We start from the raw sequence: 25,339 nt of genomic DNA, 5'->3' as shown, positions 1-25,339 counted from the left end.
GGGGTGCCTTGCGCGCGGGTTTAAGCGTTCTATCCACTTGGGGTGCTTTCATTAATTGTGCCATTCTGGAAGTGCCTGAAATGCAATATAAATTGAGGTGTTTATCTTCCCCGATGGGTGTCGGCAAAAACCGCAAAAATCCGGCATGTTCTCAGGATTCACTTTAAAAACAAATACATACAATTGGTGCAAAAAATCAGACAACGAGGGACTTTGTTGCAGGGAAGGCCCAGCGCTGAGTCCTGAGGGGGTGGGCTGTTCTTTGTCCACCATATCCCTTATACTGTTGCTTACACCGTTCCTGCTCTGCGCAGTGTCACACCGGACCCTGAACCCGAGCCGCCCGGATTCCTTATTGCCGCCATGACCGAACGCCAGGCCGATAACTCCGCAGCCGGAAGCGACGGGGGACTCTTCATCCTCCTGCTGCTTGCCCTCTTCGCCACCGGGCTGGCGGTGATGGAACTCTTCTCCGCCACCTTTCTCCATATCGGCCGCATTCCCTCGGCCCTGCTTGATAGCGGCGTCCTGATCGGTCTGCTGCTGTGGCCAGTCTGGTACCTCATCGTTCTGTCCCACCGGCCAAATCCCAGGGATGTTGCCCACCTTCGGCGCCAACGCCAGGTGCTTCTTTTTCTCAAAATCCTGGCCACGATTTTCGTCGTCAACACGACCCTAATGCTCTTCGAGCCCCAGCTCTGGGACGGGACCAACCGCCAACTCAGCAACCTGATCGATGCCAGCCTGGTGACCCTGGTCTGCGCCCCGATCCTGCGGGTGCTCCTTACCCGGGACAATCTGCAACGGCAGCCCGACTCCCTTCCCGACCTGCTCGGCACCCCTATGGGGATCTATGTCCTCCTCCTCTTCATGGTCTTTGGGGCCGACCTGCTGCAGGAAAACCTGATGGCCCTGGTTCTCCCCGGGTCGCTCTACCTCTCCTGGCAGATCGTCGATGCCATCATCACCACCATTTTGGTGGCGCCGGCACTCTGGTTTCTCGTCGCGCTGCCGCTGCGCCGGCGGATGTTCAACGAACAGAGCCGGATTCGGGCGATTCATGACCAGCTGATCGACGCCGTGGTGACCCTTGATGCCGATGGCCGGGTCCAGTCCTTCAATCCGGCGGCGGAAAGAATTTTTGCCTACCCTGCCGCAGCGGTTGTCGGAAGGTCGGTAAACCTCCTGCTCGGTCCCAATGAACCACAATTTGAAAACCTGGCGGGTTCGGCTGTCGAGCCGGGAAATGATCAGGGGCACCCCTTTCGGGAGCTTTCCGGAATCCGGCAGGACGGGTCGGAACTGGTCATGGAAGTATCGCTCAGCCGTATCCAGCAATACGGACGCACCGAGTTTCTGCTGGTTATGCGGGATATCAGCAGTCGCAAGGAGGCCGCACGCGCCTTGCGAGAGAGCGAAAACCGCTTTCGTGAGATTTTCGAGCAGAGCGAGGACGCGATCGTCTTCTTTAAACCTGGCAGCTGTTCGATCATCGATGTCAACAACACCACGACACATCTCTTCGGCTACAACAAAGAAGAACTCTTTGCCGAGGGGCTCGACCTCCTGACCGGAGCCGCCGACCTGGCGCGACTCAAACTGACCATCAGCGGAGCGGGGCGGGGGACCGCGACCAGCCTCGATACCTTTGCCGGACAGCGCAAAGACGGTGAAGAGTTCGTCGTTTCGACCCGCTGCAAAATCATGACCCTGCAGGGGATCGATCTCGTCTACTGTACCTTCCGCGATGTGACCGAGCGCATCCAGATGGAAAAGGAGGCCCGGGAAATCCAGGCCAAGCTGATCCAGGCCAACAAGATGACCTCCCTTGGCCTGCTCGTATCCGGGGTCGCCCACGAGATCAACAACCCCAACAATTTCATCCTCGCCAACTCCGGGGTTCTGGCCAGGTCCTGGGATGACGCCCGCAAGATTTTGCGGGAATACGCAGCCGAAAACGGCGATTTCCTGCTCGGGGGGATAGCCTTTTCCGAGCTCGATAGGCACTCCCCGGAGCTCTTCGCCGGCATATTGGACGGCGCCACGCGCATCAACGAGATCGTCAATAACCTTAAGGGCTTTGCCCGCCAGGAACGGCAGATTGCCGGGGCCCGTTTCAACCTCAACCAGGTCGCGACGGCGGCGGTCACCATCCTGCATCATCAGCTGGTCAAGTTCACCGAATATTTTCACCTCGACCTGGCGGAGGATCTCCCCCTGGTCCGCGGCAGCGGGCAGCAGATCGCCCAGGTGGTCATTAACCTGCTGATGAACGCCTGCCAGGCGCTGCCCGGCCGCAGTCATGGCATCTGGCTGACCACCCTTTATGATGCTGGCGCCGGCCAGGTGCTGGTGACAGTCCGGGACGAAGGGTGTGGTATCACCCCGGAGCAGGGGCGACAGATCATGGATCCGTTTTTTACCACCAAGCTCGACAGTGGCGGAACCGGTCTCGGGTTGTCCATCTGCCAGTCGATTCTGCGTGAACACCAGGGCGTCCTCGAATTCTCTTCCCTGCCTGGTCAGGGTACAACCTTCACTGCCCGCCTGCCGGCCGCCGAACCGGCCAAGGAATCTGCCCCATGCCCCCAGTGAACAGCACCGAAAAGATGATTTTGCTGGTCGATGACGAGCCCCACATCCTCGCCACCGGTCGCCTTTGCCTGCAGGGCGCCAATGTCGGCCAGATCGAAACCCTCGATGACAGTCGCGAAGTTTTATCGTTTTTTGCGATGCGCCCTCCCTCTGTCATCGTCCTCGACCTGCATATGCCGCACCTCTCCGGGGCCGAACTCCTGCCGCGGATTGTCCGGGACTACCCCCAGGTTCCGGTGATCCTGGTGACGGCCAACGACGACATCGCCACCGTCGTCGACTGCATGAAGAGTGGCGCCTTCGACTACCTGGTCAAGCCGGTCGAACCGAGCCGGCTGATCGCCAGCGTGCGCAAGGCCCTTGAGGTTTCCAGCCTCTCCAGTGAGCTGCAATCCCTCAAGCAACGGCTCCTTTTTGACCAGCTCGACCACCCCGAGGCCTTTTCCGCCATCGTCACCGGGGACAAGAAGCTGCGGGCCCTCTTCCAGTACGTGGAGGTCGTCGCCAAAACCCGGGCCCCGATCATGATCAGCGGGGAGACCGGCACCGGCAAGGAGCTCTTTGCCCGGGCCATCCACACCTTAAGCGGCTGCAAGGGGGAGTTCGTTCCCCTCAACGTCGCCGGCCTCGACGACAACCTCTTCACCGACACCCTCTTCGGCCACAAGAAGGGGGCCTTCACCGGGGCCGACCAGGCCCGCGAAGGGCTGATTGCCAAGGCGGCTGGCGGCACCCTCTTCCTTGACGAGATCGGTGATCTCAACGAAGCGTCCCAGATCAAGCTGCTGCGCTTGTTGCAGGAGCAGGAATACTATCCGGTCGGTTCCGATCTGATCCGCAAGAGCGATGCGCGCATCGTCCTCGCCACCAACCGCGACCTGCAGGAGCTGATCAACGCCGGGCGCTTTCGCAACGATCTTTACTACCGGCTCTTTGCCCACCGCATCCATATCCCGCCGCTTCGCGAGCGGGGCGAGGATATCCCCCTGCTCCTCGACCACTTCCTCGCCGTTGCCGCAACCAGCCTGCACAAGAAGAAGCCGACGCCCCCCCCCGAACTTGCCGTTCTCCTCTCCCTCTACACTTTTCCGGGAAATATTCGCGAACTCGAAGCCCTCGTCTTCGACGCCGTCGCCCGGCACGAATCGGGAGTCCTCTCCATGGACTCCTTTCGCAATATCATCGGGGAACAACAAACCGGGGGGGCAACAGTGCCATCGAGCGAGGAGGCCGAGGGGAATCCTCTGATCGAATTTTTCGGGCATTTCCCCACGCTCGACGAAGTGGAGAGCTACCTCATCGAACAGGCCATGGCCCGTACCAGGGGGAACCAGGGGATGGCGGCCAAGCTTCTCGGCATGGGACGGCAGACCCTGAACAAGCGGTTGAAGAAGAAGGGGGGGTGAAGGGGGGGATGGGAGAATTTTGAATTTTGACGTCGCGTCGTTGCGCCGTTGCGTGAGACAGCCTGAATCCAGATTCTGGCCTGATCCGATTTTTATCCGAAGTGATCAGATTTGATCCGCGAGAGACGGGTTTTGACTTCAGGTTCCAAGGGCAGGATCAAGGTTGTTTCGCGCGGATAGGTTCGGATAAGGTCTGATAAGGGTCTGATTTAATCAAGGCCAATATCCTGATTTGCGTGAGCCGTGCCTGACCCGGTTTTAGCGAAATTGGCTGTTCATGGCGCGCTGAACCACATTTTTGCTGCCGGATATGGTAAATTTACCAGCCTGAAGTACTGAACCCCTTCAAACGAGGATTTCATGGCGGTCGTTGGAACCTTGCTGCTGCGAAAAATTTTGGCCATCACCCTGCTGTTGCTCCTTGCCGGCTGCGGCGACAACACGCCGACCAAATCGCTCGCCCCGGTGACACCGCCGCCAGTGACCACCTACAGCCTCAGCGGGACCATCACCGCGGCAGCCGGCAGCGCCGTCGATGGCGACACCAACGACCCGGCGGCGCCCCTGGTGGCCAACAACCTTCCCGATAATGCCCAGCAGCTTCCCAACCCGGTTGTGCTTGGCGGCTACTCGACCTTTGTCGCTACCGGTCAAAACGGAGACCGCTTCGTCTCGACCCGCGATGAGCAGGACTGGTACCGAATGACCCTCGCGGCCGGTCAGACGATCAGCCTCACCATTGCCGACCATGACGGAAATCCGGGAAACCTCGCCAATCCCGACCTCGACCTCTTCCTGGTCGACCCTGTCCTCTACCAGACGGACCCGGCCAACTCCACCGTGCAATCATCGGAGGGACATGGCCCCCAGGAAACCATTTTGGTTCAGAACAGCGGCGATTACTACGTCCAGGTCTTCGCCTTCAACAGCGGTTCTAACTATACCCTCACCGTCGGCCAGGCCCCCGCCATGGTCAATGGTAGCGCTCTGCACATTGAAGACGAGTTTGTTCCCGGGGAGGTCATCGTCCGCTTCCGCGAGAATGCCGACGGTGCCGGGATTACTCCGCAGGCGGCCAGCGACCGCGCCGCCGCGCTCGGTCTTGATTACCGGGCCGGGCGTCCGGGAGCGCCAATGCTCTTTCGCCAGCAGGTTGCGGTGGCCTCGCCGCGCACCCTTGCCATTACCCCCGAAGCCAGCAGCAGGAGTGCCCTGGGCGTCCCGCTGCCCTCCAAGCGCGCGACCCTCGACCTGGTCAAATCGTTGCGCCGCCGCGCAGATGTCGTCAGCGCCGACCTCAACTACATCCGGCGGTCGTCGCTAGTACCCAACGACACCCTCTTTTCGCACCAGTGGAACGCCGAGCTGATCAACCTCCCCCAGGCCTGGGAGCTGACCACCGGCAACCCTGCCGTGGTGGTCGCCGTCCTCGACACCGGGGTGCTGATGAATCACCCCGACCTCGCCGGGCGGCTCTGTACCGCCAGTGACGACTGCCGCGGCTACGACCTGATTGCTGACCCGATTGTCGCCGGCGACGGCGACGGCATTGACCCTGACCCCGAAGATGTTGGCGATAAAGGGTTGCCGGACGGTTCAAGCGGCTTCCACGGGACCCATATTGCTGGTATCGCCGGTGCTGCCGGCAACAATGGGACAGGCATTGCAGGGGTTGACTGGGCTGCCAGGATCATGCCGATACGGACCCTCGGTATTGGTGGCGGCACCAGCTACGATGTCATGCAGGGGGTCCTCTATGCCGCTGGTCTCGCCAACGATTCCGGTGCCGTTCCGGCAAAACCGGCCGATGTTATCAACCTCAGCCTCGGCGGCGGCGGCGCTTCCGATTACGAGCAGGCTATCTTTACCCAGGTTCGCGACCTCGGCATTATCGTCGTTGCCGCCGCCGGTAACGCCCACAACCTGGTCGATTATCCTGCTGCTCTGACTGGTGTGGTTGCCGTGAGTGCCGTCGATATCGACAAGAAATTGGCGCCTTACTCCAACTTCGGTGCGGCTGTCGATATTGCAGCCCCGGGCGGTGACAGCACTACCGACCGTAACGGCGACGGCTTCGCCGACGGGGTGATCAGCACTTGCGGCGACGACCATACCCTGCCGGTTAAATATACCTACGTCCCCTACCAGGGGACGTCGATGGCGACACCCCACGTTGCCGCCGTCGCCGGCTTGATGAAAGGGGAATATCCGGCTCTGACTCCGGCCGAGTTCGACACTCTCCTTGCTGCCGGCAGCCTCACCGAGGATCTCGGCGGAGATGGCCCGGCGGTGCGCAACGATTCCTTCGGCTACGGCCTCATCGATGCCCAGAAGTCAGTCCTCGCCGCCATCGGCCGCGCCAACGGCGGCACCCTGCCGGCGTCCCTGGCAATCAGTCCGAGTTATCTTAACTTTGGTGCCGGCAGCACCAGCCTGTCGTTGACCCTGAGCAATTCCGGCGGCGGCGTTCTCAATGTCACCGCGGTCACACCCAACGCCTCCTGGCTCACCGTGGACGCCAGCGCCGTCCCCCACGGCGGCCTCGGTACCTACACCATCAACATCGATCGTACCGGTCTGACCAGCGCCACCTACGCCGCGACCCTCACCATTGTCACCGACCAGCCGGCGAGCTACCCGGTCACCGTCCTGATGCAGGTCGGCGCGTCCGGTATTGCTAACGCCGGTTTTCAGCATATCGAGCTCGTCGATGCCGCCAGCGGCAGCCGCCTGACCGGCCTTACCAAGGCCGCCGACCCGGTCACCGGCACCTACAGCTACAGTTTTACCGGGGTTCCGCCCGGGAATTACCTGGTCCGCTCCGGTACCGACTCGGACCATGACGGCCAGATCTGCGACCCCGGCGAATCCTGCGGCGCCTATCCTTTGCGCAACAACCCCTCGGTGATCAGTGTCACCACCGGGAATCGGACCGGGCTCGATTTCAGCAGCAGTTTTTAGGGAAGAGGGACGGGGGGGGGGTTGAATTTTGAATTTTGAATTTTGAATCTCAGGTGGGTCGAATTCCCCGAAGCTTGCTTCGATGAAAGCGATCAATCTAAACTTTTGATACCCCGTAGCTTGCTGCGGGGAGATTCATTTTTGAATTTTGAATTTTGAATTCGGTTTTCGTCGCGTCGTTGCGTCGTTGCGTGAGATAGCCTTGACCTTTTAATCTCAGGTGGGTCGAATTCCCCGAAGCTTGCTTCGATGAAAGCGATCAATCTAAACTTTTGATACCCCGTAGCTTGCTGCGGGGAGATTCATTAGCCTGATCCGATTTTCATCAGAAGTGATCAGATTTGATCCGCGAGAGACGGGTTTAAGCTATGAGTGGGACGGGGGAAGGGGAAGACAGTTTGATCATTCCCGTTCCACATTCCACATCCCGCGTCCCGCTCCTTTAACCAACTGCAAGAGGTTTTTCCATGAAACAGCTGCGCCAATTCCTGATGGCCCTCGCCCTGGTCGGACTGCTCTGCACCACGGCCGCGGCCGAAGTTCATGACGGCCTTTACGCCGGCCTCTATGGCGGGCTGCCGGTTCTCGAAGATGCGACCGCGCAGGACGCCCTCGGCAGTTACAATCTCGAAACCGACCCCGGCAGCCTCTATGCCCTGACCCTCGGCTACGAACTTCCGCCCGGTTCGCCGGTAGGGGATGGCCGCCTCGAACTCGATGTCGCCAGGCGCAGCAATGATTACAGCCAGGCCACCTTCAGTGACACCGCAGTCAGCGCCGAAGGGACCGTTTCCGCCGACAGCCTGCTGCTCAACTCCTTTGCCGCCTTTCGCAACCGTTCTCCCGTCACGCCCTATCTCGGGGTCGGGGCCGGCGTGGCCCAACTGACCGTCGACAATCTGGTGGTCGATGGCGTGCCGCTGATCGATGACGACACCCTGGTTTTTGCCTGGCAGGCCGGCTGCGGCCTCGACATCGACCTCACCCGTTGGCTCCGTCTCGATGTCGGTTACCGCTACTTCGCCACCCAGAATACCAAGTTCAATAACACCAGCGGCAACAAGGTCAAGCTCGAGTACACCGCCCATACGGCGCTGGTGGGGGTGGTGGTTAAATTTTGAAATTTGAATTGGGTTTTCGTCGCGTCGTTGCGCCGTCGCGTGAGAAAACTGGAATTGGGATTTTTGTTTGATCCGAACTTTATCCGAAGTGATCAGATTTGATCCGCGCGAGACGGGGGTAAGCTTTGAGTGATGGGACGAGGGATGGGGAAGACCTTTTGATCATTCGCGTTCCACATTCCGTATCCCGCGTCCCGCTCCTTGCGCATCACTAACTTCAACAATGGAGATCGATTGATGCCCAAAAAGCTATTCGGTACATGGTGTTTCTTCCTGCTCCTGGCCCTCATTACGGTTCAGCCGGTGCTGGGCGCCGAGGCCCGCTACCAGCGCAGCGTCGAACGCTACACCATTCCTGACGTCACCCTCGTCAACCAGGACGGGGCGAAAGTCGCCCTGCGGCCTTATCTTGAAACGGGAGAACCAGTGATCGTCGATTTCATCTACGGCACCTGCACCACCATCTGCCCCGTCCTCTCCGCCGGCTACGCCAACCTGCAGCGCAAGCTAGCCAAGGAAGGGCGCAGCGTGCACCTGGTCTCGATCACCATCGACCCGGAGAACGATACCCCTCGGGTCATGAAGGACTATCTCGCCCGCTACCGCGCCAAGCCGGGCTGGGACTTTCTCACCGGCAGTCGCGCCGATATCGACGCGGTGATGACAGCCTTCGATGCCTACATTCCTGACAAGATGTCCCACTATCCGCTCAACATGATCCGCAATCCCAAGGACGGCACCTGGGTGCGTCTCTTCGGCATCATGGGCAGTAAGGAGTTCATGGCAGAATACAAGAAAGTGGCGGATTTATAAAAATGAGACTAAGAGGACAATTTTACAGCCTTTTGACGACGCTGCTCCTCACCTTCTTCTGTGCGACGCCGGTGATGGCCGGGGAAGGGGGAGGGGAGTCGTCAGTCGCCGCGGCCGCGGCGACGGCGACCGAGCCCTGGCGGGTGGAGATAGCGAAGCCCGATCCCCTCCTGGAGGGACTCTCCGAAGCGGAGATTCTGCGTCTCGGCCGCCAGATGTACCAGGACGGCCTGCTCCCCGACGGCGAAGTGATGGAGGGATACATCCGCGGCGATATCGAGGTCGATTCCACCGCCTTCTCCTGCGCCAGCTGCCATCAGCGCGCCGGCCTCGGTTCCTTCGAGGGAGGCGTGGTGACGCCGCCGACCACCGGCAAGGAACTCTACCAGCCCTATCGCCGTCCCCCCTCGTTGAATGATGTGGACCGGATATCGGGACGCTACATCTACGCAAAAACAATTCTCGAGCGTCCGGCCTACAACAGGGAAACCTTGAAACATGCCTTGCTTACCGGCGAGGACCCGGTCGGTGAGCTCTTTAACGACGTCATGCCGCGCTATCCCCTGGGTGACCGGGCTCTGGCCATCCTGGTCCGTTATCTGGAACTTTTGTCCCTCGACTTCTCCCCGGGGGCAGCCAATGGCAACTTCAGGTTTGCCACCATCATTACCGATGATGTGAGTGCCCGCGATCGTGAAGCGGCGCTGCAGCCGCTGCAACGGTTTATTTATGAACAGAACCAGCAGGTCGCCATGTTCCGTAATTTTATCAAGTCCGGTTATACGCCGACCGGGGATATGAGGTATGCCTTTCGTTCCGCGTCCCTGGCGATCTGGGATCTCAAGGGCCCGCCGGAAACCTGGGGGGAGCAACTGGCCGCCTACCAGGACCGCGATCAGGTGTTTGCGGTTCTGGGGGGAATTTCCAACCAGGACTGGCGACCGATTCATACCTTTTGCGAAAGCCGGCGGCTCCCCTGCCTCTTCCCCGTCACCAATCTGCCGGTGGTCTCCGACCACGACTGGTACACCTTCTATTTCAACAAGGGGTACTATCAGGAAGGGGATGCGGCGGCACACTTTCTGTACCGACACGCATCGACGGACGGAGTTCTCCAGCTGATCCAGGATTCCCCGGCCGGGCGGGCCCTGGCTGCCGGCTTTACTGCCGGCAGCGACGACCTGGGCCAGCAACTGCCGGTCTCGCTCACCCTCAGTGACCAGCAGCTGCAAGACCCGCAAGCCCTTGCTGCCCTGCTCGCGGAACGCAAGCCCCGGGTGCTGCTGCTGTGGGCGGACGCAAGCGTGTTGCCGGCGCTGGCAAAGATCCCTGGCGGAACGGCCTCACCCACGCAAATCTTTGTTTCCTCGACCCTGCTCGGCAAGGCGCTTGCGGAGATTCCCGAAACAGCCCGGGAACAGGTCTTCATTAGCTGGCCGTTCCGTCTTAAACCCTATGTCGGCGACGAGGAGGGGACCGGGTTCCTCTCCCGCAAGCCGATCGAAACAACCTGGAAAAGTTTCGGCGCCCCGCGAATTACCTCACGCATTGCCACCGTCCTTGATAGTTGTGTCATCGAGGGGTTGCAGGATATCGAAAACAATCTCTATCGGGATCACCTGCTCGACGAAATGAGCATGCAGATGGACCGCGTTGTTTTCGATTACGAGCGCATCAGCTTCGGTCCCGGCCAGCGCTATATTTCCAAGGGGTGTTACATCATCCAGCTTGGCCCCGGCCCCGAACCGGAACTGATTCCGCGGAGTGAGTGGGTGATTCATTGAATCCAGGGATGAGGGGGGGGTGAATTTTGAATCAAAAGTTGGGTTCAATTCCCCGCAGCTTGCTGCGCGATTTTTACTAAGGGTGTAGGCTGTTGATACCCCGTAGCTTGCTGCGGGGTAGTTCATTTTTGAATTGGGTTTTCGTCGCGTCGTTGCGCCGTCGCGTGAGAAAACTGGAATTGGGATTTTTGTTTGATCCGAACTTTATCCGAAGTGATCAGATTTTATCCGCGTGACACGGAATTGACTTCAAGGTTTAAATGAAACCTGGTCAAGGGCGTTTCGCGCGGATAACTTCAGATAAGGTCTGATTAATATCTGATTTAACCCAAGCCAAAAACCTGATCCGAGAGAGACCTGCGTTAGTTTTGTCTAAACCGCGTCACAATCCACAATCCACAATCCACGAACCACGAACCACGAACCACGAACCACGAACTGAATCACTCCTCCCCCCCCCACCCTTGTGCGCAAATGCGCACCCCACTCCTGTGCATTGTCTCAAAAGTTGCACCCGTTTATTTTGGGGGCCATTAATCTTCGGCCCCTCTATCCAGTGGATACGACCTTTTTACCCACCTGTTTCATTTTGGCATGCTATCTGAATCAGTCATATTTGAACGCGAGGATTCTGTGCCTTCGCCATACTCCTCTCGCTATTGACTTTCGCTCAAGGCAACGACCCGGCAACCGAGCCCAAACGTACCCGTTTTCCCATAAAAATCAGCGCCATTGCAGAACGAGGACAAGGCATGACGACACGAACGATGGAGGGAAAGATGAGAAAAACCGGACAATTGATGATGCGCACTCTCGGCCTGGTCGTTTTATTGCTCACTGCCTGGTGCGGATCGGCATTCGCTGCCGGCACTGTTTCGCCGGAGCTGGCTGCCAAGATCGAGCGGATCCGTTCGCAGCAGGACCAGCGCATTTCCAACCAGGAGCGCCAGGCTGCGGCCGACTCCCTCAAGGCCCTGCGCGAGCAGATCCACCTCTATCGGCAGCAGCAGAACGACCCGACCAAGCGCACCAAGGGAGGGGGCGGCGTCACGACCCAGGGGCTTCCCGGTGTCGACTTCGATACCATTCCGACCGGTCCCAACGAATTCCTCCTCGATGGCCGGCCCAAGCCGCCGGACTATTTCACTACCGCCAACTGGGCCTTTACGCCGCCGATTGCCAAGTTCGTCGACACCCTTTCGGACCTCAGTGCCGTCGACGCCAATGGTGACTGTATTAGGGCCAACAATCTTGGCCAGTGCCTGCCGGTGGCGGTCCCTGACACGGTGACCTATCCCGGCGCCGATTACTATGAAATCAGCCTGCGGGAATGGAGTGAGGTGATGCACTCCGACATGCCCCTCGGCACCCCGGTGCGCGGCTATATCCAGACCAACGACGGCACCGCGGCAGGGGCGACCAACTGCAGCAACCCCCTCCCTTTGGGTGACCCTAACTTCAACGCTTCCGACAATACCTGCAACACGGTTGCGCCACCCAACAAGGGGCATTTCCTCGGCCCGATCATCATCGCCCAGCGCGATCGCCCGGTACGACTCAAGTTCACCAACGAACTGCCGGCCGATACCGATGGCCTTCCCGATGCCAGTGGCCACCGTAATGGCGACCTGTTCATTCCTGTCGACGAGACCGTCATGGGCGCCGGCGCCGGGCCGTCCTATCCGACCGGAACGCGCGGTGTCGTCTCGGCCACCCAGTGTAATCATGACGATCCCCTTAACAACAGCTGTGAGTTCTTTTCCCAGAACCGCGCCACTGTACATCTCCATGGCGGCCGTACCCCCTGGATCAGTGATGGGACCCCGCACCAGTGGATTACCCCCAAGGACGAAAATACCCCCTATCCCCAGGGGGTGAGTGTCGCCATGGTTCCCGACATGCCGAACCCGGGTGACGGTTCCATGACCTTTTACTACTCCAACCAGCAGACCGCCCGGCTCATGTTCTACCACGACCATGCCTTCGGCATTACCCGTCTCAACGTGCTGGCGGGGATGGCGGCAGGTTACGTCATCCAGGATGAATATGAGAAGGACCTGGCGGCCCGTGATATCATCCCCGGCGATAAGCCGGACGAGATGATCGCGCTGGTCATGCAGGATCGTACTTTTGTCGACGCGACTCCGGTACCTAATCCCCAGAACAACAACGTCATGACGCCGCGAGTCCGCGTCACCGACCCCCTCTGGAACTGGGGGACCGGCAGCTTTGCCGCTGACGGGGTGACTCGCAATCCGAAAACCGGCGATCTCTGGATGCCTCATGTCTACATGCCGGCACAAAACCCGCACAACCCGGATGGCAGCGGAGCCAACCCCTTCGGCCGCTGGATGTATGGTCCCTGGTTCTACCCGCCGACGGTGATTACCCATCCGCCGGTGGCCAACCCCTACTACGATGCCGATTGCGAAAGTACCGACCCCGTGATTCTGGCCAACTGCCAGACGCCTGGCCAGCCGCCGCTGATGCCGGATACTCCCCATCCATCCATGGGGATGGAAGCCTTCTTTGACTCCTGGGTCGTCAACGGCACCACCTTCCCGCGTCTGGAGGTGGAACCCAAAGCCTACCGCTTCCGCATTCTCAACGCCGCCAACGACCGTGGCCTCAACCTGTCGATCTACAAGGCCGACAGCGATCCGGCCAACATGAGCCCGGTGACCCCGGGCGGTACGCTCCCCTTCAGCGGCCAACCCGTTCCGGCCGGCTTCGACCCCAAAACCGAGGTCAAGATGGTCCCCGCCAGTGCCACCGCCGGCTGGCCCGCGGACTGGCCGATCGACGGCCGCGATGGCGGGGTCCCTGATCCGGGAACCTATGATCCGGCCACCGGCCGCTGGAGCAACTGGGGACCGAGCTGGGTGCAGATCGGCACTGATGCCGGCTTCCTGCCGCAGCCGGCGATCCGGGACCCGCAGCCGATTACCTGGCGTACCGATCCCACCGCCTTCTGGGTCGGCAACGTCTATAAAACCGCCCTCGGCCTGATGCCGGCCGAACGGGCCGACGTCATTGTCGATTTCTCGAAATATGCCGGCCAGACCCTGATTGTCTACAACGATGCCCCGGCAGCTTGGCCGGCCGGTGTATTCAACTACGACTACTGGACCGGCGCCCCCGACTACCGCGATTCCGGCGGCTACGGTGATGGCGGTACCTTCAATGCCGTGACCGGAGTTTACGACGGCGGCCACGGGCCGTTACCGGGCCTGGCTCCCAACACTCGCACCGTGATGCAGATCAAGGTCGGCACTACCGTCTCGACACCATCGCCGCTCAATATGGACGCCCTCAAGGCGGAGTTCACCACCGCCGCTCCGGCAACCACCGTCAACCCCAACAGCCGGCCGTTGTTCGAACGGGCGATGGAGCCGGCGATTGTGGCGCAAACCGCCTATAACGAGGCCTACGGCAAAACCTTCCCCCCCAATGCGCCCTGGCGCGGGGTCCGTGACAGTATTAACGACGGCCATATCTTCAAATTCCAGACCATCGATGACAAGCAGGTCAGCGTCCTGATGAAGCCCAAAGGGATCCATGACGAGATGGGCGCTTCCTTTGATCCCGAATATGGGCGCATGAGCGGCAACCTGGCGATTGAAATTCAGCCGCCGCAGACCAACAACGCCAACCTCAACCTCTATGGCTATTCCGATGTGCCGACCGAAATCGTCGACAACTCGACGACGCCCGATGTCCAGGTCGATGTCCTCGGGCAACTCGCTGACGGCACCCAGATCTGGAATGTTTCCCACAACGGCGTCGATACCCACCCGATCCACTTCCATATCTTCGACGTGCAGCTGATCAACCGCCTCGGTTGGGACAACCTGATCGAAATGCCGCTTCCCAACGAGCTCGGCTGGAAGGATACAATCCGTATCAGCCCGCTGGAAGACACCATCGTCGCCGTGCGACCGGTGGCCCCGGCACTCCCCTTCGGCGTCCCCGACAGTATCCGACCCCTCAACCCGGCCATCCCCATCGGCTCGAAGATGGGCTTCAGCAACGTCGACCCGGTCACCGGCCAGGCCTATGCACCGCCCTCCTTCTGGGCCTCTCCCGACCCGAACGCTGGCCCGGCCTTTGGTATCACCGGGGTGCATAACGTCCTCTATAACTTCGGCTGGGAGTACGTCTGGCATTGCCATATCCTCAGCCACGAAGAGATGGACATGATGCGGCCGATCATCCTCCAGGTCAATACGCTGCTGGCCGATGCCTTCAGCCTGACCAGGAACGGTGCGGCACTTTCCTGGACTGACCCGACCCAGGTCGATTACACCAACTACCCCAATTACCTGACCGGTTCCATTGGGAGCTTTGGCAATCCCAAGAACGAGATCGGCTATTACATCTGGCGTTCCGATGGCGGTACCGCCACCTATAAAAAGGTCGGTTCGGCGCTGGCCAACCAGACCAGCTTTACCGACCCGGCCCCCAATGCCGACCCGAGCCTCGACACCTATGTGATCGAAGCCTACACGCAGGCCGGCTCGACCTACTCGTCGCCGCTGGCCGATGTCACCCTGACGATCACCCCATCTCCGGGGCCCTATGTTCCCCCGGCCAATCTTACCCTCACCACCGCGGTTGGCGCACCCCTGAATACCGCCGGAACTCTCCTCTCGGTCGAATACTTCGAAGGGACTGCGGCCACGGGGTACACCTCCCTCGGCATGGGGGTCGGCGCCAATTTCAGCTTCTCCCTGGCGAATCTGCAGCCCGGAACCTATAACATCGTTGCCGTGGTCAATGCCGAAGTCCCCGACCCGATCCCCGGTAACAACGGCAATTCGGCGGTCCTTTATGCGGCTTCGGCCCCACAGCAGGTGGTCGTATCCAACACGCTGGTCACCATGACTGCCAAAGCGACAGTTCCGGCCAACCCGGCCAATCTCTTTGGTGAAATCAGTGTCTGCGATACCACCACGCTGACCGTGAGTGACCCCAACCAGACCGCCACCACCACTTACAGCTGGCTGGTGAATGGTGTCACCTATGCGGGGGCGACTGTCGTTGTTCCGGCTTTGCCGGCCGGGACCTATCCCGTGGTGTTAACCGTGACCGACGCCGGCAGTTCGGTCAATGTCAATGGCAGTTTCACCGTCGTTGCCCATGCGCCGACCATTACCAGCGCCGGGGGGCCCTACACCCTGAATTGGGATTCAACCTTTACCGACCCGAATACCGGCGTCACCTCGCCGGCCGGTTACACCCAGCTGATTGCTACTGCGGCTGCGACCGATGCCTGCGCCAACACCCTGACGTATGCGTGGGATATCAACAACGACGGGATCTACGACTTCACCAACCAGAAACGGTCGCTCCGGTATTCCGTCGCTTATCAGATGCTGGGGCAGGTTACCGGCAGTCCCATGACCCTGCGGGTGACTGACAGCAAGGGTGCTGCTGCCACGCTGGCCACCACCATCTCGGTGGGGCCGCCGCCGACGCTCGCCGCTCCGGCCACCATCACCGTCCCCGCCACCTCCACCAGCGGCAGCTTCACGGTCTCCTGGGGTGCCGTCACCGGCACCGGCGTGACCTATACGCTGGAAGAATCGACGGACAACTTTGCCACCAGCAGTGTGGTGGCGACCGGCATCACGACCACCTCGCAGGCCATCACCAAGGTGAGCGGTCTCTTCTACTACCGCGTCAAGGCTGACGCCCCGGCTGCTGTCTCAAGTGCCTGGACTACCGGCGGCAACGGCTGCTCGATCCTCATCACCGCCCTGACCACGCCTGCCGCCAACGCGACCTTCAACCCCGGAGCGGGGGTGAACCTTGCAGCTACGGCGACCACCACTTCAGCCTATGCAGTTTCCAAGGTAGATTTCTACGATGGCGCCACCCTGATCGGGACGGCTACCGGCGCCGGCCCTTACGCGGCCTCCTATTCCCCGACCGGCACGGGAACGCATAGCCTGAAGGCAATCACCACCTACGTCGGTGGTACCACCTCGACCTCGGGCATTGTGCCGATCACCGTCACCGGTGTGGATGCTCCGGCCTTTACCCTCGCGCCCCTTGCCACTTCCTACGTTTTGGGCAGCACGATCACCCTCACGGCGGTTCCGGCAGCCGTTACCGGTGATCCGACGGCGACTGTCAATCTGGTTGCTTTCTTTGATGGGGCAACGGCGATATCCGTCGATATGATTGCGCCTTATACCTTCGATTGGGCGCCGACCACGCTCGGGACGAAGAGTGTGACGGCGGTGGTCTATTACAGCAATGGGATGACGGCTACGTCTCCTATACTCCCATTGTCGGTTGTTCCTCCTCCTGTAACGGGGGTTACTTACGTCGCGTCTCCGACAAGTCCCCAATTAACAGGTACTTCTGTAAGTTTCACAGCTACTGCCACGGGTGGTGGTGCCAACTTAGAATATCAATTGCTCACCTATGCGTACGATGCGCCGACTCCGTTCTGGACAACAGCTGTGAACTGGCAGACCAGCCCAACTTTGAACTGGGATACCAGTTTGGCCGCCGGTGCTGGCCGATATCGCATTGAAGTGCGAGTAAGAAACGTTGGATCAACAGCGCTTTTCGAAGCACGAAATTCGTCAATGGTCTATACTTTACAATCCCCTACGGCAGTAAGCTCTGTAACTTACACGGCGTCTCCGGTGAGCCCCCAGGCCGTCGGTACTAGCGTTAACTTCACCGCAGTGGCTACAGGTGGTGGAGCTTCACTGGAATATCAGCTTCTTACCTATGCCTATGATGCAGCAACTCCGTTTTGGACAACAGCTGTGAACTGGCAGACCAGCCCAATTTTGAACTGGAATACCAATTTGGCCGCCGGACCTGGCCGTTACCGCATTGAAGTGCGAGTGAGGACAGTTGGATCAACAGCGCTTTTCGAAGCACGAAATTCGTCAATGGTCTATACTTTACAATCCCCTACGGCAGTAACCTCTGTAACTTACACGGCGTCTCCGGTGAGCCCCCAGGCCGTCGGTACTAGCGTTAACTTCACCGCAGTGGCTACAGGTGGTGGAGCTTCACTGGAATATCAGCTTCTTACCTATGCCTATGATGCAGCAACTCCGTTTTGGACAACAGCTGTGAACTGGCAGACCAGCCCAATTTTGAACTGGAATACCAATTTGGCCGCCGGACCTGGCCGTTACCGCATTGAAGTGCGAGTGAGGACAGTTGGATCAACAGCGCTTTTCGAAGCACGAAATTCGTCAATGGTCTATACTTTACAATCCCCTACGGCAGTAACCTCTGTAACTTACACGGCGTCTCCGGTGAGCCCCCAGGCCGTCGGTACTAGCGTTAACTTCACCGCAGTGGCTACAGGTGGTGGAGCTTCACTGGAATATCAGCTTCTTACCTATGCCTATGATGCAGCAACTCCGTTTTGGACAACAGCTGTGAACTGGCAGACCAGCCCAATTTTGAACTGGAATACCAATTTGGCCGCCGGACCTGGCCGTTACCGCATTGAAGTGCGAGTGAGGACAGTTGGATCAACAGCGCTTTTTGAAGCGCGGAATTTCAGTATGGTTTACACCTTGTACTAATTGAAGTGAGTACGCTCCTCTTTGTTCTAGGTAATTTTAGTTAAAATCTTCTAATCTTTTTTGACCGATTAAATTACTTGAGGTCTGGCAACTTATTTACTTGCAGTTGCCAGGCCCACTTTTTTTCGGTCGGTGCGGCCAAGTTTCAATTGGAACCGCCGACCGAAATGCCAACTGCAATTTTCTAACCGGACACTGCTGGGTTTTTTGTTCTTTTTGTTCTGGGTTTTTTTGTTCTGAGTTGTCTGTTGTTCTGAGTTGTCTTGACCTTGCCTGGCAACATCCGCATAATATGCCCATTCTTTGCGCGTAGGTGATGGCGATGGGAAACACCGCCCGGAGGCAAGCTACGAATTTAACTGTCCAAATTTAACTGTCCGGGGTGATCTTTTGCAGCAGGCACTGGCGAAAGAGATCATTCTGTCGAAGGCGGCGGAGGAGAGCCTGGAGAAGATCCTGAAAGAGAAGGATCTCCAGTTCTGGATCGAGGAATACCTTGAGGCGATGGCGACGGCCAATCGACCCAGGAGCGGATCAAGGTGGCACGGATCTTCAACACCTACGGTCCGCGCATGCACCCCAACGACGGCCGCGTGGTCTCCAACTTCATCGTCCAGGCGCTGCGGGGGGAGGCTCACCCTCTGCGGCGACGGCTCCCAGAGCCGCTCCTTCTGTTATGTCGACGACCTGATCGACGGTCTGGTCGCCCTGATGGAGAGTGGTGACGCCGTCACCGGGCCGATCAACCTCGGCAACCCGACCGAATTCACCATCCGCCAGCTCGCCGAGCTGGTAATCGAACTGACCGGCAGCCCTTCCCGGGTAGTCTACAAACCCCTCCCGTCCGACGATCCGAAGCAGCGCCAGCCCGATATCACCCTGGCCCGGCAGACTCTCGGTTGGGAGCCGACGGTGCAATTGCGGGAAGGGTTGGTCAGGACCATCGAATATTTTGACAAGCTGCTGAGGGATGGGGGATGAGGTAAGTTTTGACTTTTGAGTCGGGCTTCCTCGCGTCGTTGCGCCGTCGCGAGAGGCTGGTTCTAATTTTTATCAATCCGAATTTAATCCAAAGTAGCCAGATTTGATCCGCGAGAGCCAGGGGACGAATAAGGTCTTTTGACCATTCGCAACCCTCATCCCGCGTTCCACTTATTTTTCACGAGGCACGGAGTTATAATCATGCAACTTACTGTCATCGGAACCGGCTACGTCGGCCTGGTTACCGGCACCTGTTTCGCCGAAATGGGCAACTTCGTCACCTGCGTCGATGTCGATGTTCGCAAGGTCGAGCGTCTCCAGCAGGGAGAGATCCCGATCTACGAACCGGGGTTGGAGCCGCTGGTCCGCTCCAACGTCGAGGCGGGGCGGCTGCAGTTCACCACCAGCCTCGCCGCGGCGATGGCCGAAGCCAACGTCTACTTTATCGCCGTTGGCACGCCGCCCGGCGAGGACGGCTCGGCCGACCTCCAGTACGTGCTGGCGGTGGCCCGGGAGATCGGGCGGAACCTCGCGGGTTATGCGGTGATCGTCGACAAGTCGACGGTGCCGGTCGGGACCGCTGACAAGGTTCGCGCAGCGATCCGCGAGGAGCTGGAACGGCGCGGCGTCGCTATCGACTTCGATGTCGTCAGCAACCCCGAGTTCCTCAAGGAAGGGGCGGCGGTAGAGGACTTCATGCGTCCCGATCGCATCGTTGTCGGCACCGACTCGAAGGCGGCGCGGGAGATCATGCACACCCTCTACGCCGACTTCTCCCGCAACCACGACCGCATCCTCTTCATGGGGGTGCGCGACGCCGAAATGACCAAGTATGCCGCCAACGCCATGCTCGCCACCAAGATCTCCTTCATGAACGAGGTCGCTGCCCTCTGCGATCGCTACGAGGTCGACGTCGAGCAGGTGCGCCTCGGCATCGGCTCGGACAGCCGCATCGGCTACTCCTTCATCTATCCCGGCTGCGGCTATGGCGGCTCCTGTTTTCCCAAGGACGTCAAGGCGCTGATCCACATGGCGGAAGCCTCGGCCCTCGAACCGATGGTTCTCGGCGCTGTCCACCGCCGCAACGAGGCGCAGAAGGATGTCCTTTTCGCCAAGATCAGTGACCGCTGCGGCAGCGACCTCTCCGGTCTCAACTTCGGGCTCTGGGGCCTCGCCTTCAAGCCGGGGACCGATGACATGCGCGAGGCGCCGGCGGTGGTCCTCCTCCACCAGCTGATCGGTGCCGGCGCCAAGGTGCGCGCCTACGATCCCGAGGCCCGCGAAGTCGCCCGCGAGGAGCTCCCCGCGGCCTGGTTCGAGAGTGGGGCGCTGACCCTGGCGGAACACCAGTACGACGCTCTTACGGGATGTGATGCGATGATTCTGGTGACCGAGTGGAAGCCCTTCCGCCACCCCGACTTCGCTGCGATCAAGCGCCTGCTGAAGAACCCGCTGATCTTTGACGGGCGCAATCAGTATGACCCGAAGAAGCTGAAAGAGGAAGGGTTTGAGTATTTCGGCATTGGCCGAAGGAACTGAGGGTGACCGCCGGTTCCGGCCGGCAGCCGGGTGACTTTCTTTGCTGGCCCAAAGAAAGTCACCAAAGAAAGGGCCGCCACTCGGCGTGGGGCCATGCGGTTACGGAATTGGGTGCTGGTCAAGGTAGAGTGGTGCGGTTCCTGCTGTTTTCTGATCTTCACCCAAAGGCGCCGGGACCCATCCGTCTGGGGCCCCGGGTGCGGTGCGAGGTGTAGCTCAGTTGGCGGGACCACTCTGGTGATCGGCTCTTTGGTTTTGCCTTTAACCAACATGAGCTGTTTACGGCCACAGTGTGGAAGAGGCAGCTCTCCGTGATGCTCCCTCGACCGTAGACGCGGTGCCACGAAGCGCCACCGGTGACTTTCTGCTGCGCCGGAGATTGAAATCGGAACCGGCCGTGGCGGCATGCCCCCCGCTAGGGGAAGGCCACTTTTTGCTTACTTTTTGTTGGCCTGGACACAGTAGTGTCCGGTTAGCAAATTGCATTCACCCAAAGTTGCAGATAATTGTAAATATTTTCACAAGTTAGCGTATTTTTTGCTTGACAAATCGTCGTGAAGTCGGCGCGGTGATTTTCGTAAATACCTATTTTATATGAGGATTTACGAAAATGTCATTACTTGTTCGCTGCCACCGTACCCGGCTTAGCAGGCGCTCCATTGTCCGACTTTTTACCCCGTTCAAGGGCGCTCTCGAACATGCCCCGGTTCTTGAGGCCCGAGGCAACAGGCCACTGCAGATGACGTTTGAAGATCAGTTGAAAATCCTGACCTACTATCACCTCGAAGAGCATTCTTCGGGGCGTCATCTGCTTCAGGTTCTGACGCAGGAAGATTTTGCCGCGACTCATATTGCACCGCCCGGCGGTATCCGGAAAAGCGCCTTCTTTGAGGCGATCAATACCCGAGGGCTGGAGCAGATGATTCATGTTTACGAAGACCTGCAGAAACAGGTCTCACAAAAGATTCCTGTCGCCAAAGACATCTCCGATCTCGGCGATCTGATCGCCGTCGATGGTTCGCTGATTGACGCTACGCTGTCCATGCTCTGGGCGGACTATCGAGACGGAGCCAAAAAGGCCAAGGTTCACCTGGGGTTCGATATCGGTCGTGGTGTCCCCCAGAAAGTCACATTAACCGACGGCAAGGGCGACGAGCGTCCTCAGGCGGAACGGCTCGTGGCTCCCGGTCAGACAGGTGTCTATGACCGCTATTACCAGTGTTACAAAAACTTTGACGACTGGCAGGATCAGGGGCGCCACTTTGTCTGCCGCATCAAAGCCAGTTCTCGTAAGACGGAGTTGAGCGCCAATCCTGTTGTCCCCGGCAGTCATGTTTTCTATGACGCCAGGGTGTTGCTCGGCACCAAAGATGTCAACCAGACCGAACGAGAAGTGCGTGTGGTCGGCTACAAGGTTGACCAAAAATCCTATTGGGTCGCCACCGACCGCTTCGATCTGACCGCCGAGCAGATTGCCTTGATCTACAAGCTACGCTGGACGATCGAGTCCTTCTTCGCCTGGTGGAAGCGCCACCTCAAGGTGTATCACCTGATTGCCCGCAGTCCCTACGGCCTGCTGGTGCAGATCCTCGCAGGGTTGATTACTTATTTGCTGCTGGCCATCTACTGCCACGAAGAGCATGGCGAACGTGTCAGCATCAACAGGGTGCGTGAGCTTCGCAACAATATTCGCAACGAGGCCGCCGAGGATGCGGCCGCAGGCTTAGGGCCTCCCGATATCATTGACTTGGACTTCGGAGCCTATGCAACTTCTTAACCGGACACTACTGGCCTGGACAAAAAGTAAGGCGGCTGGCGGGGCGCGTCCCGCCGACCCTGATTCGTACTTTTGAGTTCTTACTTTACCTGTTCTATCGTAGGAGTCATGAGCTATGGCAGTTGACACTAGGCACTTGCAAAACTCCGCATCGCGGATTTTTGTCACCGGCGGTGCCGGCTACATCGGCAGCCACGTCGTCAAGGCGCTGGGGGAGGCCGGGTACACGGTCTGCAGCTACGACAACCTCTCGACCGGCAACCGGCGGGCGATCTTCTGCGGCGAGCTGGTGGTGGGGGAGCTGGCCGACCGCGAACAGCTGCGCTCGGCGCTCGCTGACTTTCAGCCCGACGCGGTGATGCATTTTGCCGCCTCCATCGAGGTCGGCGAGAGCATGCGCGCCCCTCTCAAGTACTACCGCAACAACACCGCCAACGCCCTGCAACTGCTTGAACTGCTGCGCGAACTGGAGATCGGCCGCTTCATCTTCTCCTCAACTGCGGCGGTCTACGGCACCCCGGAACGGATTCCGGTCGCTGAAGACGCGCCCCTGCTGCCGATCAACCCCTACGGCGCCAGCAAGATGATGAGCGAACGGCTCCTCAGCGACCTCACCGCCGCCGACCCCGGGTTTCGCCGCATCGCTTTGCGCTACTTCAATGTCGCTGGCGCCGATCCCCATGCCCGCATCGGCCAGGATTACCGCAACCCGACCCACCTCATCACCCGGGCGCTGAAGACCGCCCTCGGCCTCTTTCCGCGGCTGGAGATCTTCGGCACCGATTACCCGACCGCCGATGGCACCTGCATCCGCGACTACATCCATGTCGACGATATTGCCGCTGCTCACCTCGTCGCCCTTGAGGCGCTCCTCGCCGGGCATCCCGGGGGAGTCTTCAACTGCGGTTACGGGCGCGGCTACTCGGTCTTCGAAGTGGTGGAGATGGCACGCCGGGTCAGCGGCATCGACTTTCCCGTCGTCACCGCGCCGCGCCGGGAGGGCGATCCCGCGGCGCTGGTCGCCGATTCAACCCTGATCCGTCGGGAACTCGGCTGGAAACCCCGCCATGACGAACTCGAGTTCATCCTGCGCAGCGCCTGGGAGTGGGAGAAGAAGTTGCGTGATGGAGAATGAAGGGACGGGGAACGGGGGTCGGGAAAGGTCTTTTGACCATTCTCGTTCCCCGTCCCCCGTCCCGTGCCAATCCGCTCATTTCATTTAAAATCCTTGCCTTTCCAACCCTTTCCGGCTTTAATGTAAAAGATTATCCGATATAGAACTTTTTGCTGATTCTTTGACCTTATCCAGGAGGTTCAAAATGAATAAGTGTCTGTTGCTTGCTCTTGCCGGGCTGTTGACGGGCCTTGTCGTCAGCAATGCCGAGGCCGCGGTCCGCCCCCATGCCTTCACCCTCGATCTCGGCGCTGGCGGCTATTTCTTCGAAAGCCAGCAGAATATCGAAGATGCTCCCTTCTTCACCCTCGGACTTGGTTACAACCTCGGAACCCACTGGGCCATCGAGGGGACCGCCGGGTACCTAACGACGCAACTGAAGGACGACGAGAACTTCGATCTCAACGCCTACATCGGGCGTCTCGATCTGATCCGGCATTTCGGACCGGACAACGCCTTTGTCCCCTATGTGGCGATCGGTCTCGGCGGGCTGGTCTTCGACCCGGAGCGGAACCGTGCCCCTGTTGATAAGGACGGCTTCCTCGACTGGGGGCTCGGCTTCAAGCTGGCCCTGAGCGACAATATCGCCCTGCGCGCCGATGCCCGCCACTACTTCACGGTCGAGAATGAATCGTTGGATGGGTCGGAATACAATAACTTCTCGGCGACCGCAGGTCTCCAGTTCCAGTTCGGCGGCGGTGTCGAAACCGCCGGCGTCATCGACCAGGATCGCGACGGCGTTATCGACAGTGTCGACCGCTGCCAGGGGAGTGCCGCCGGTACGGCCGTCGATGCTTTTGGCTGCCCCGAAGACAGCGACCGCGACGGCGTTTATGACCAGGACGACAAGTGCCCCGGGACCCTGGCCGGGACAAGTGTCGATGCCAGCGGCTGTGCCGCCGACAGCGACGGTGACTCGGTCATCGACGACCAGGACCAGTGCCCGGATACACCGGCCGGTACTGAGGTGGATGCGGTGGGCTGCCCGCTGCCGGTACCGACCCTTCTCGACAGCGACCGGGACGGCGTGGCCGACAGCGCCGACAAGTGCCCCGGAACGCCCTCTGAAGTACCGGTCAACAGCGTCGGCTGCCCGCGCGACAGCGACGGTGACCTGGTCTTCGACATCGACGACAAGTGCCCCGGAACCCCGGCCGGCGTCTCCGTCGACAGCGACGGCTGCCCGGTTCCGCAACCGGAAAAGGCCTCCCTCGATCTGGCAATCGAGTTCGGCACCGACAGTGCGGCGATCTCGGCGGCTAATAACCCCGAACTGGAGAAAGCTGCGGCTTTTATCAATGCCCACCCGGGAGTGCGCATCATCATCGAGGGGCATACCGACGATGTCGGTTCCGCTTCCTACAACCAGCAGCTGAGCCTGCGTCGCGCTGGCAGTGTCCGCACTGCCCTGGTCGAACGCTATGGCGTTCCGTCCGACCGGGTCATCGCCCGCGGCTACGGTGAAACGCGGCCGGTGGCGGACAATGCTACTCCTGAAGGGCGCCTCGCCAACCGGCGGGTGGTGGTGAGGATTGAGGAATGAGTGCTGAGTGCTGAGTGCTGAGTGCTGAGTGCTGAGTGCTGAGTGCTGAGTGCTGAGTGCTGAGTGCTGAGTGCTGGCGA

The 25,339-nt window shown here is 59.6% G+C and carries 10 protein-coding genes and 3 pseudogenes; all 13 read left to right on the top strand.

Annotated elements, in window-relative coordinates:
• Positions 1-363: 363 nt before the first annotated feature.
• The 13 genes and pseudogenes from ACYQ8E_RS05045 (at position 364) to ACYQ8E_RS04985 (ending at position 25,259) form a co-directional block, all read left to right on the top strand.
• Positions 364-2,595, top strand: coding sequence for a PAS domain-containing sensor histidine kinase (locus tag ACYQ8E_RS05045; RefSeq protein WP_066727478.1), 2,232 nt, complete (start codon positions 364-366; stop codon positions 2,593-2,595).
• Positions 2,583-4,001 (top strand): sigma-54-dependent transcriptional regulator, encoded by a 1,419-nt coding sequence (locus ACYQ8E_RS05040; RefSeq protein WP_066727477.1) that lies wholly within the window; start codon positions 2,583-2,585, stop codon positions 3,999-4,001. Before ACYQ8E_RS05045 ends, ACYQ8E_RS05040 begins: the two co-directional genes overlap by 13 nt.
• Positions 4,002-4,361: 360 nt before the next feature.
• On the top strand, positions 4,362-6,962 hold the full coding sequence (locus ACYQ8E_RS05035; protein WP_066727476.1) for a S8 family serine peptidase: 2,601 nt from the start codon (positions 4,362-4,364) through the stop codon (positions 6,960-6,962).
• Positions 6,963-7,429: 467 nt separating this feature from the next.
• The gene (locus ACYQ8E_RS05030) at positions 7,430-8,083 is read left to right on the top strand and encodes an outer membrane protein (RefSeq protein WP_066727475.1); all 654 of its coding nucleotides are present in this window, start codon (positions 7,430-7,432) and stop codon (positions 8,081-8,083) included.
• Positions 8,084-8,320: 237 nt separating this feature from the next.
• Entirely contained in the window at positions 8,321-8,896 is a 576-nt protein-coding gene (locus ACYQ8E_RS05025) for an SCO family protein (RefSeq protein WP_066727474.1), read from the top strand.
• 32 nt (positions 8,897-8,928) lie between these two features.
• Complete coding sequence (locus ACYQ8E_RS05020; RefSeq protein ID WP_066727473.1) at positions 8,929-10,680, top strand: ABC transporter substrate-binding protein; 1,752 nt, start codon at positions 8,929-8,931, stop codon at positions 10,678-10,680.
• 779 nt (positions 10,681-11,459) lie between these two features.
• Entirely contained in the window at positions 11,460-18,245 is a 6,786-nt protein-coding gene (locus ACYQ8E_RS05015) for an Ig-like domain-containing protein (RefSeq protein ID WP_066727472.1), read from the top strand.
• 303 nt (positions 18,246-18,548) lie between these two features.
• Positions 18,549-18,755, top strand: a pseudogene (locus tag ACYQ8E_RS05010) (type II toxin-antitoxin system CcdA family antitoxin); the annotation flags it as partial.
• A 20-nt stretch (positions 18,756-18,775) separates the two neighbouring features.
• Positions 18,776-19,226 (top strand): annotated as a pseudogene (locus tag ACYQ8E_RS05005) (NAD-dependent epimerase/dehydratase family protein); the annotation flags it as partial.
• A gap of 201 nt (positions 19,227-19,427) precedes the next feature.
• The gene (locus ACYQ8E_RS05000) at positions 19,428-20,765 is read left to right on the top strand and encodes a UDP-glucose dehydrogenase family protein (protein WP_066727471.1); all 1,338 of its coding nucleotides are present in this window, start codon (positions 19,428-19,430) and stop codon (positions 20,763-20,765) included.
• A 610-nt stretch (positions 20,766-21,375) separates the two neighbouring features.
• Positions 21,376-22,476: pseudogene (locus ACYQ8E_RS04995) on the top strand (IS4 family transposase); the annotation flags it as partial.
• A 181-nt stretch (positions 22,477-22,657) separates the two neighbouring features.
• A complete protein-coding gene (gene galE / locus ACYQ8E_RS04990; RefSeq protein ID WP_066727470.1) occupies positions 22,658-23,677 on the top strand; it encodes a UDP-glucose 4-epimerase GalE in 1,020 nt (339 codons plus the stop codon).
• A 184-nt stretch (positions 23,678-23,861) separates the two neighbouring features.
• The gene (locus ACYQ8E_RS04985; protein ID WP_066727469.1) at positions 23,862-25,259 is read left to right on the top strand and encodes an OmpA family protein; all 1,398 of its coding nucleotides are present in this window, start codon (positions 23,862-23,864) and stop codon (positions 25,257-25,259) included.
• The last annotated feature ends 80 nt before the right edge of the window (positions 25,260-25,339 follow it).

This window comes from Desulfuromonas carbonis (assembly GCF_054658035.1).
Note: the sequence above shows the minus strand (reverse complement) of the source record. Positions and strands in the feature narration are given on the sequence as shown.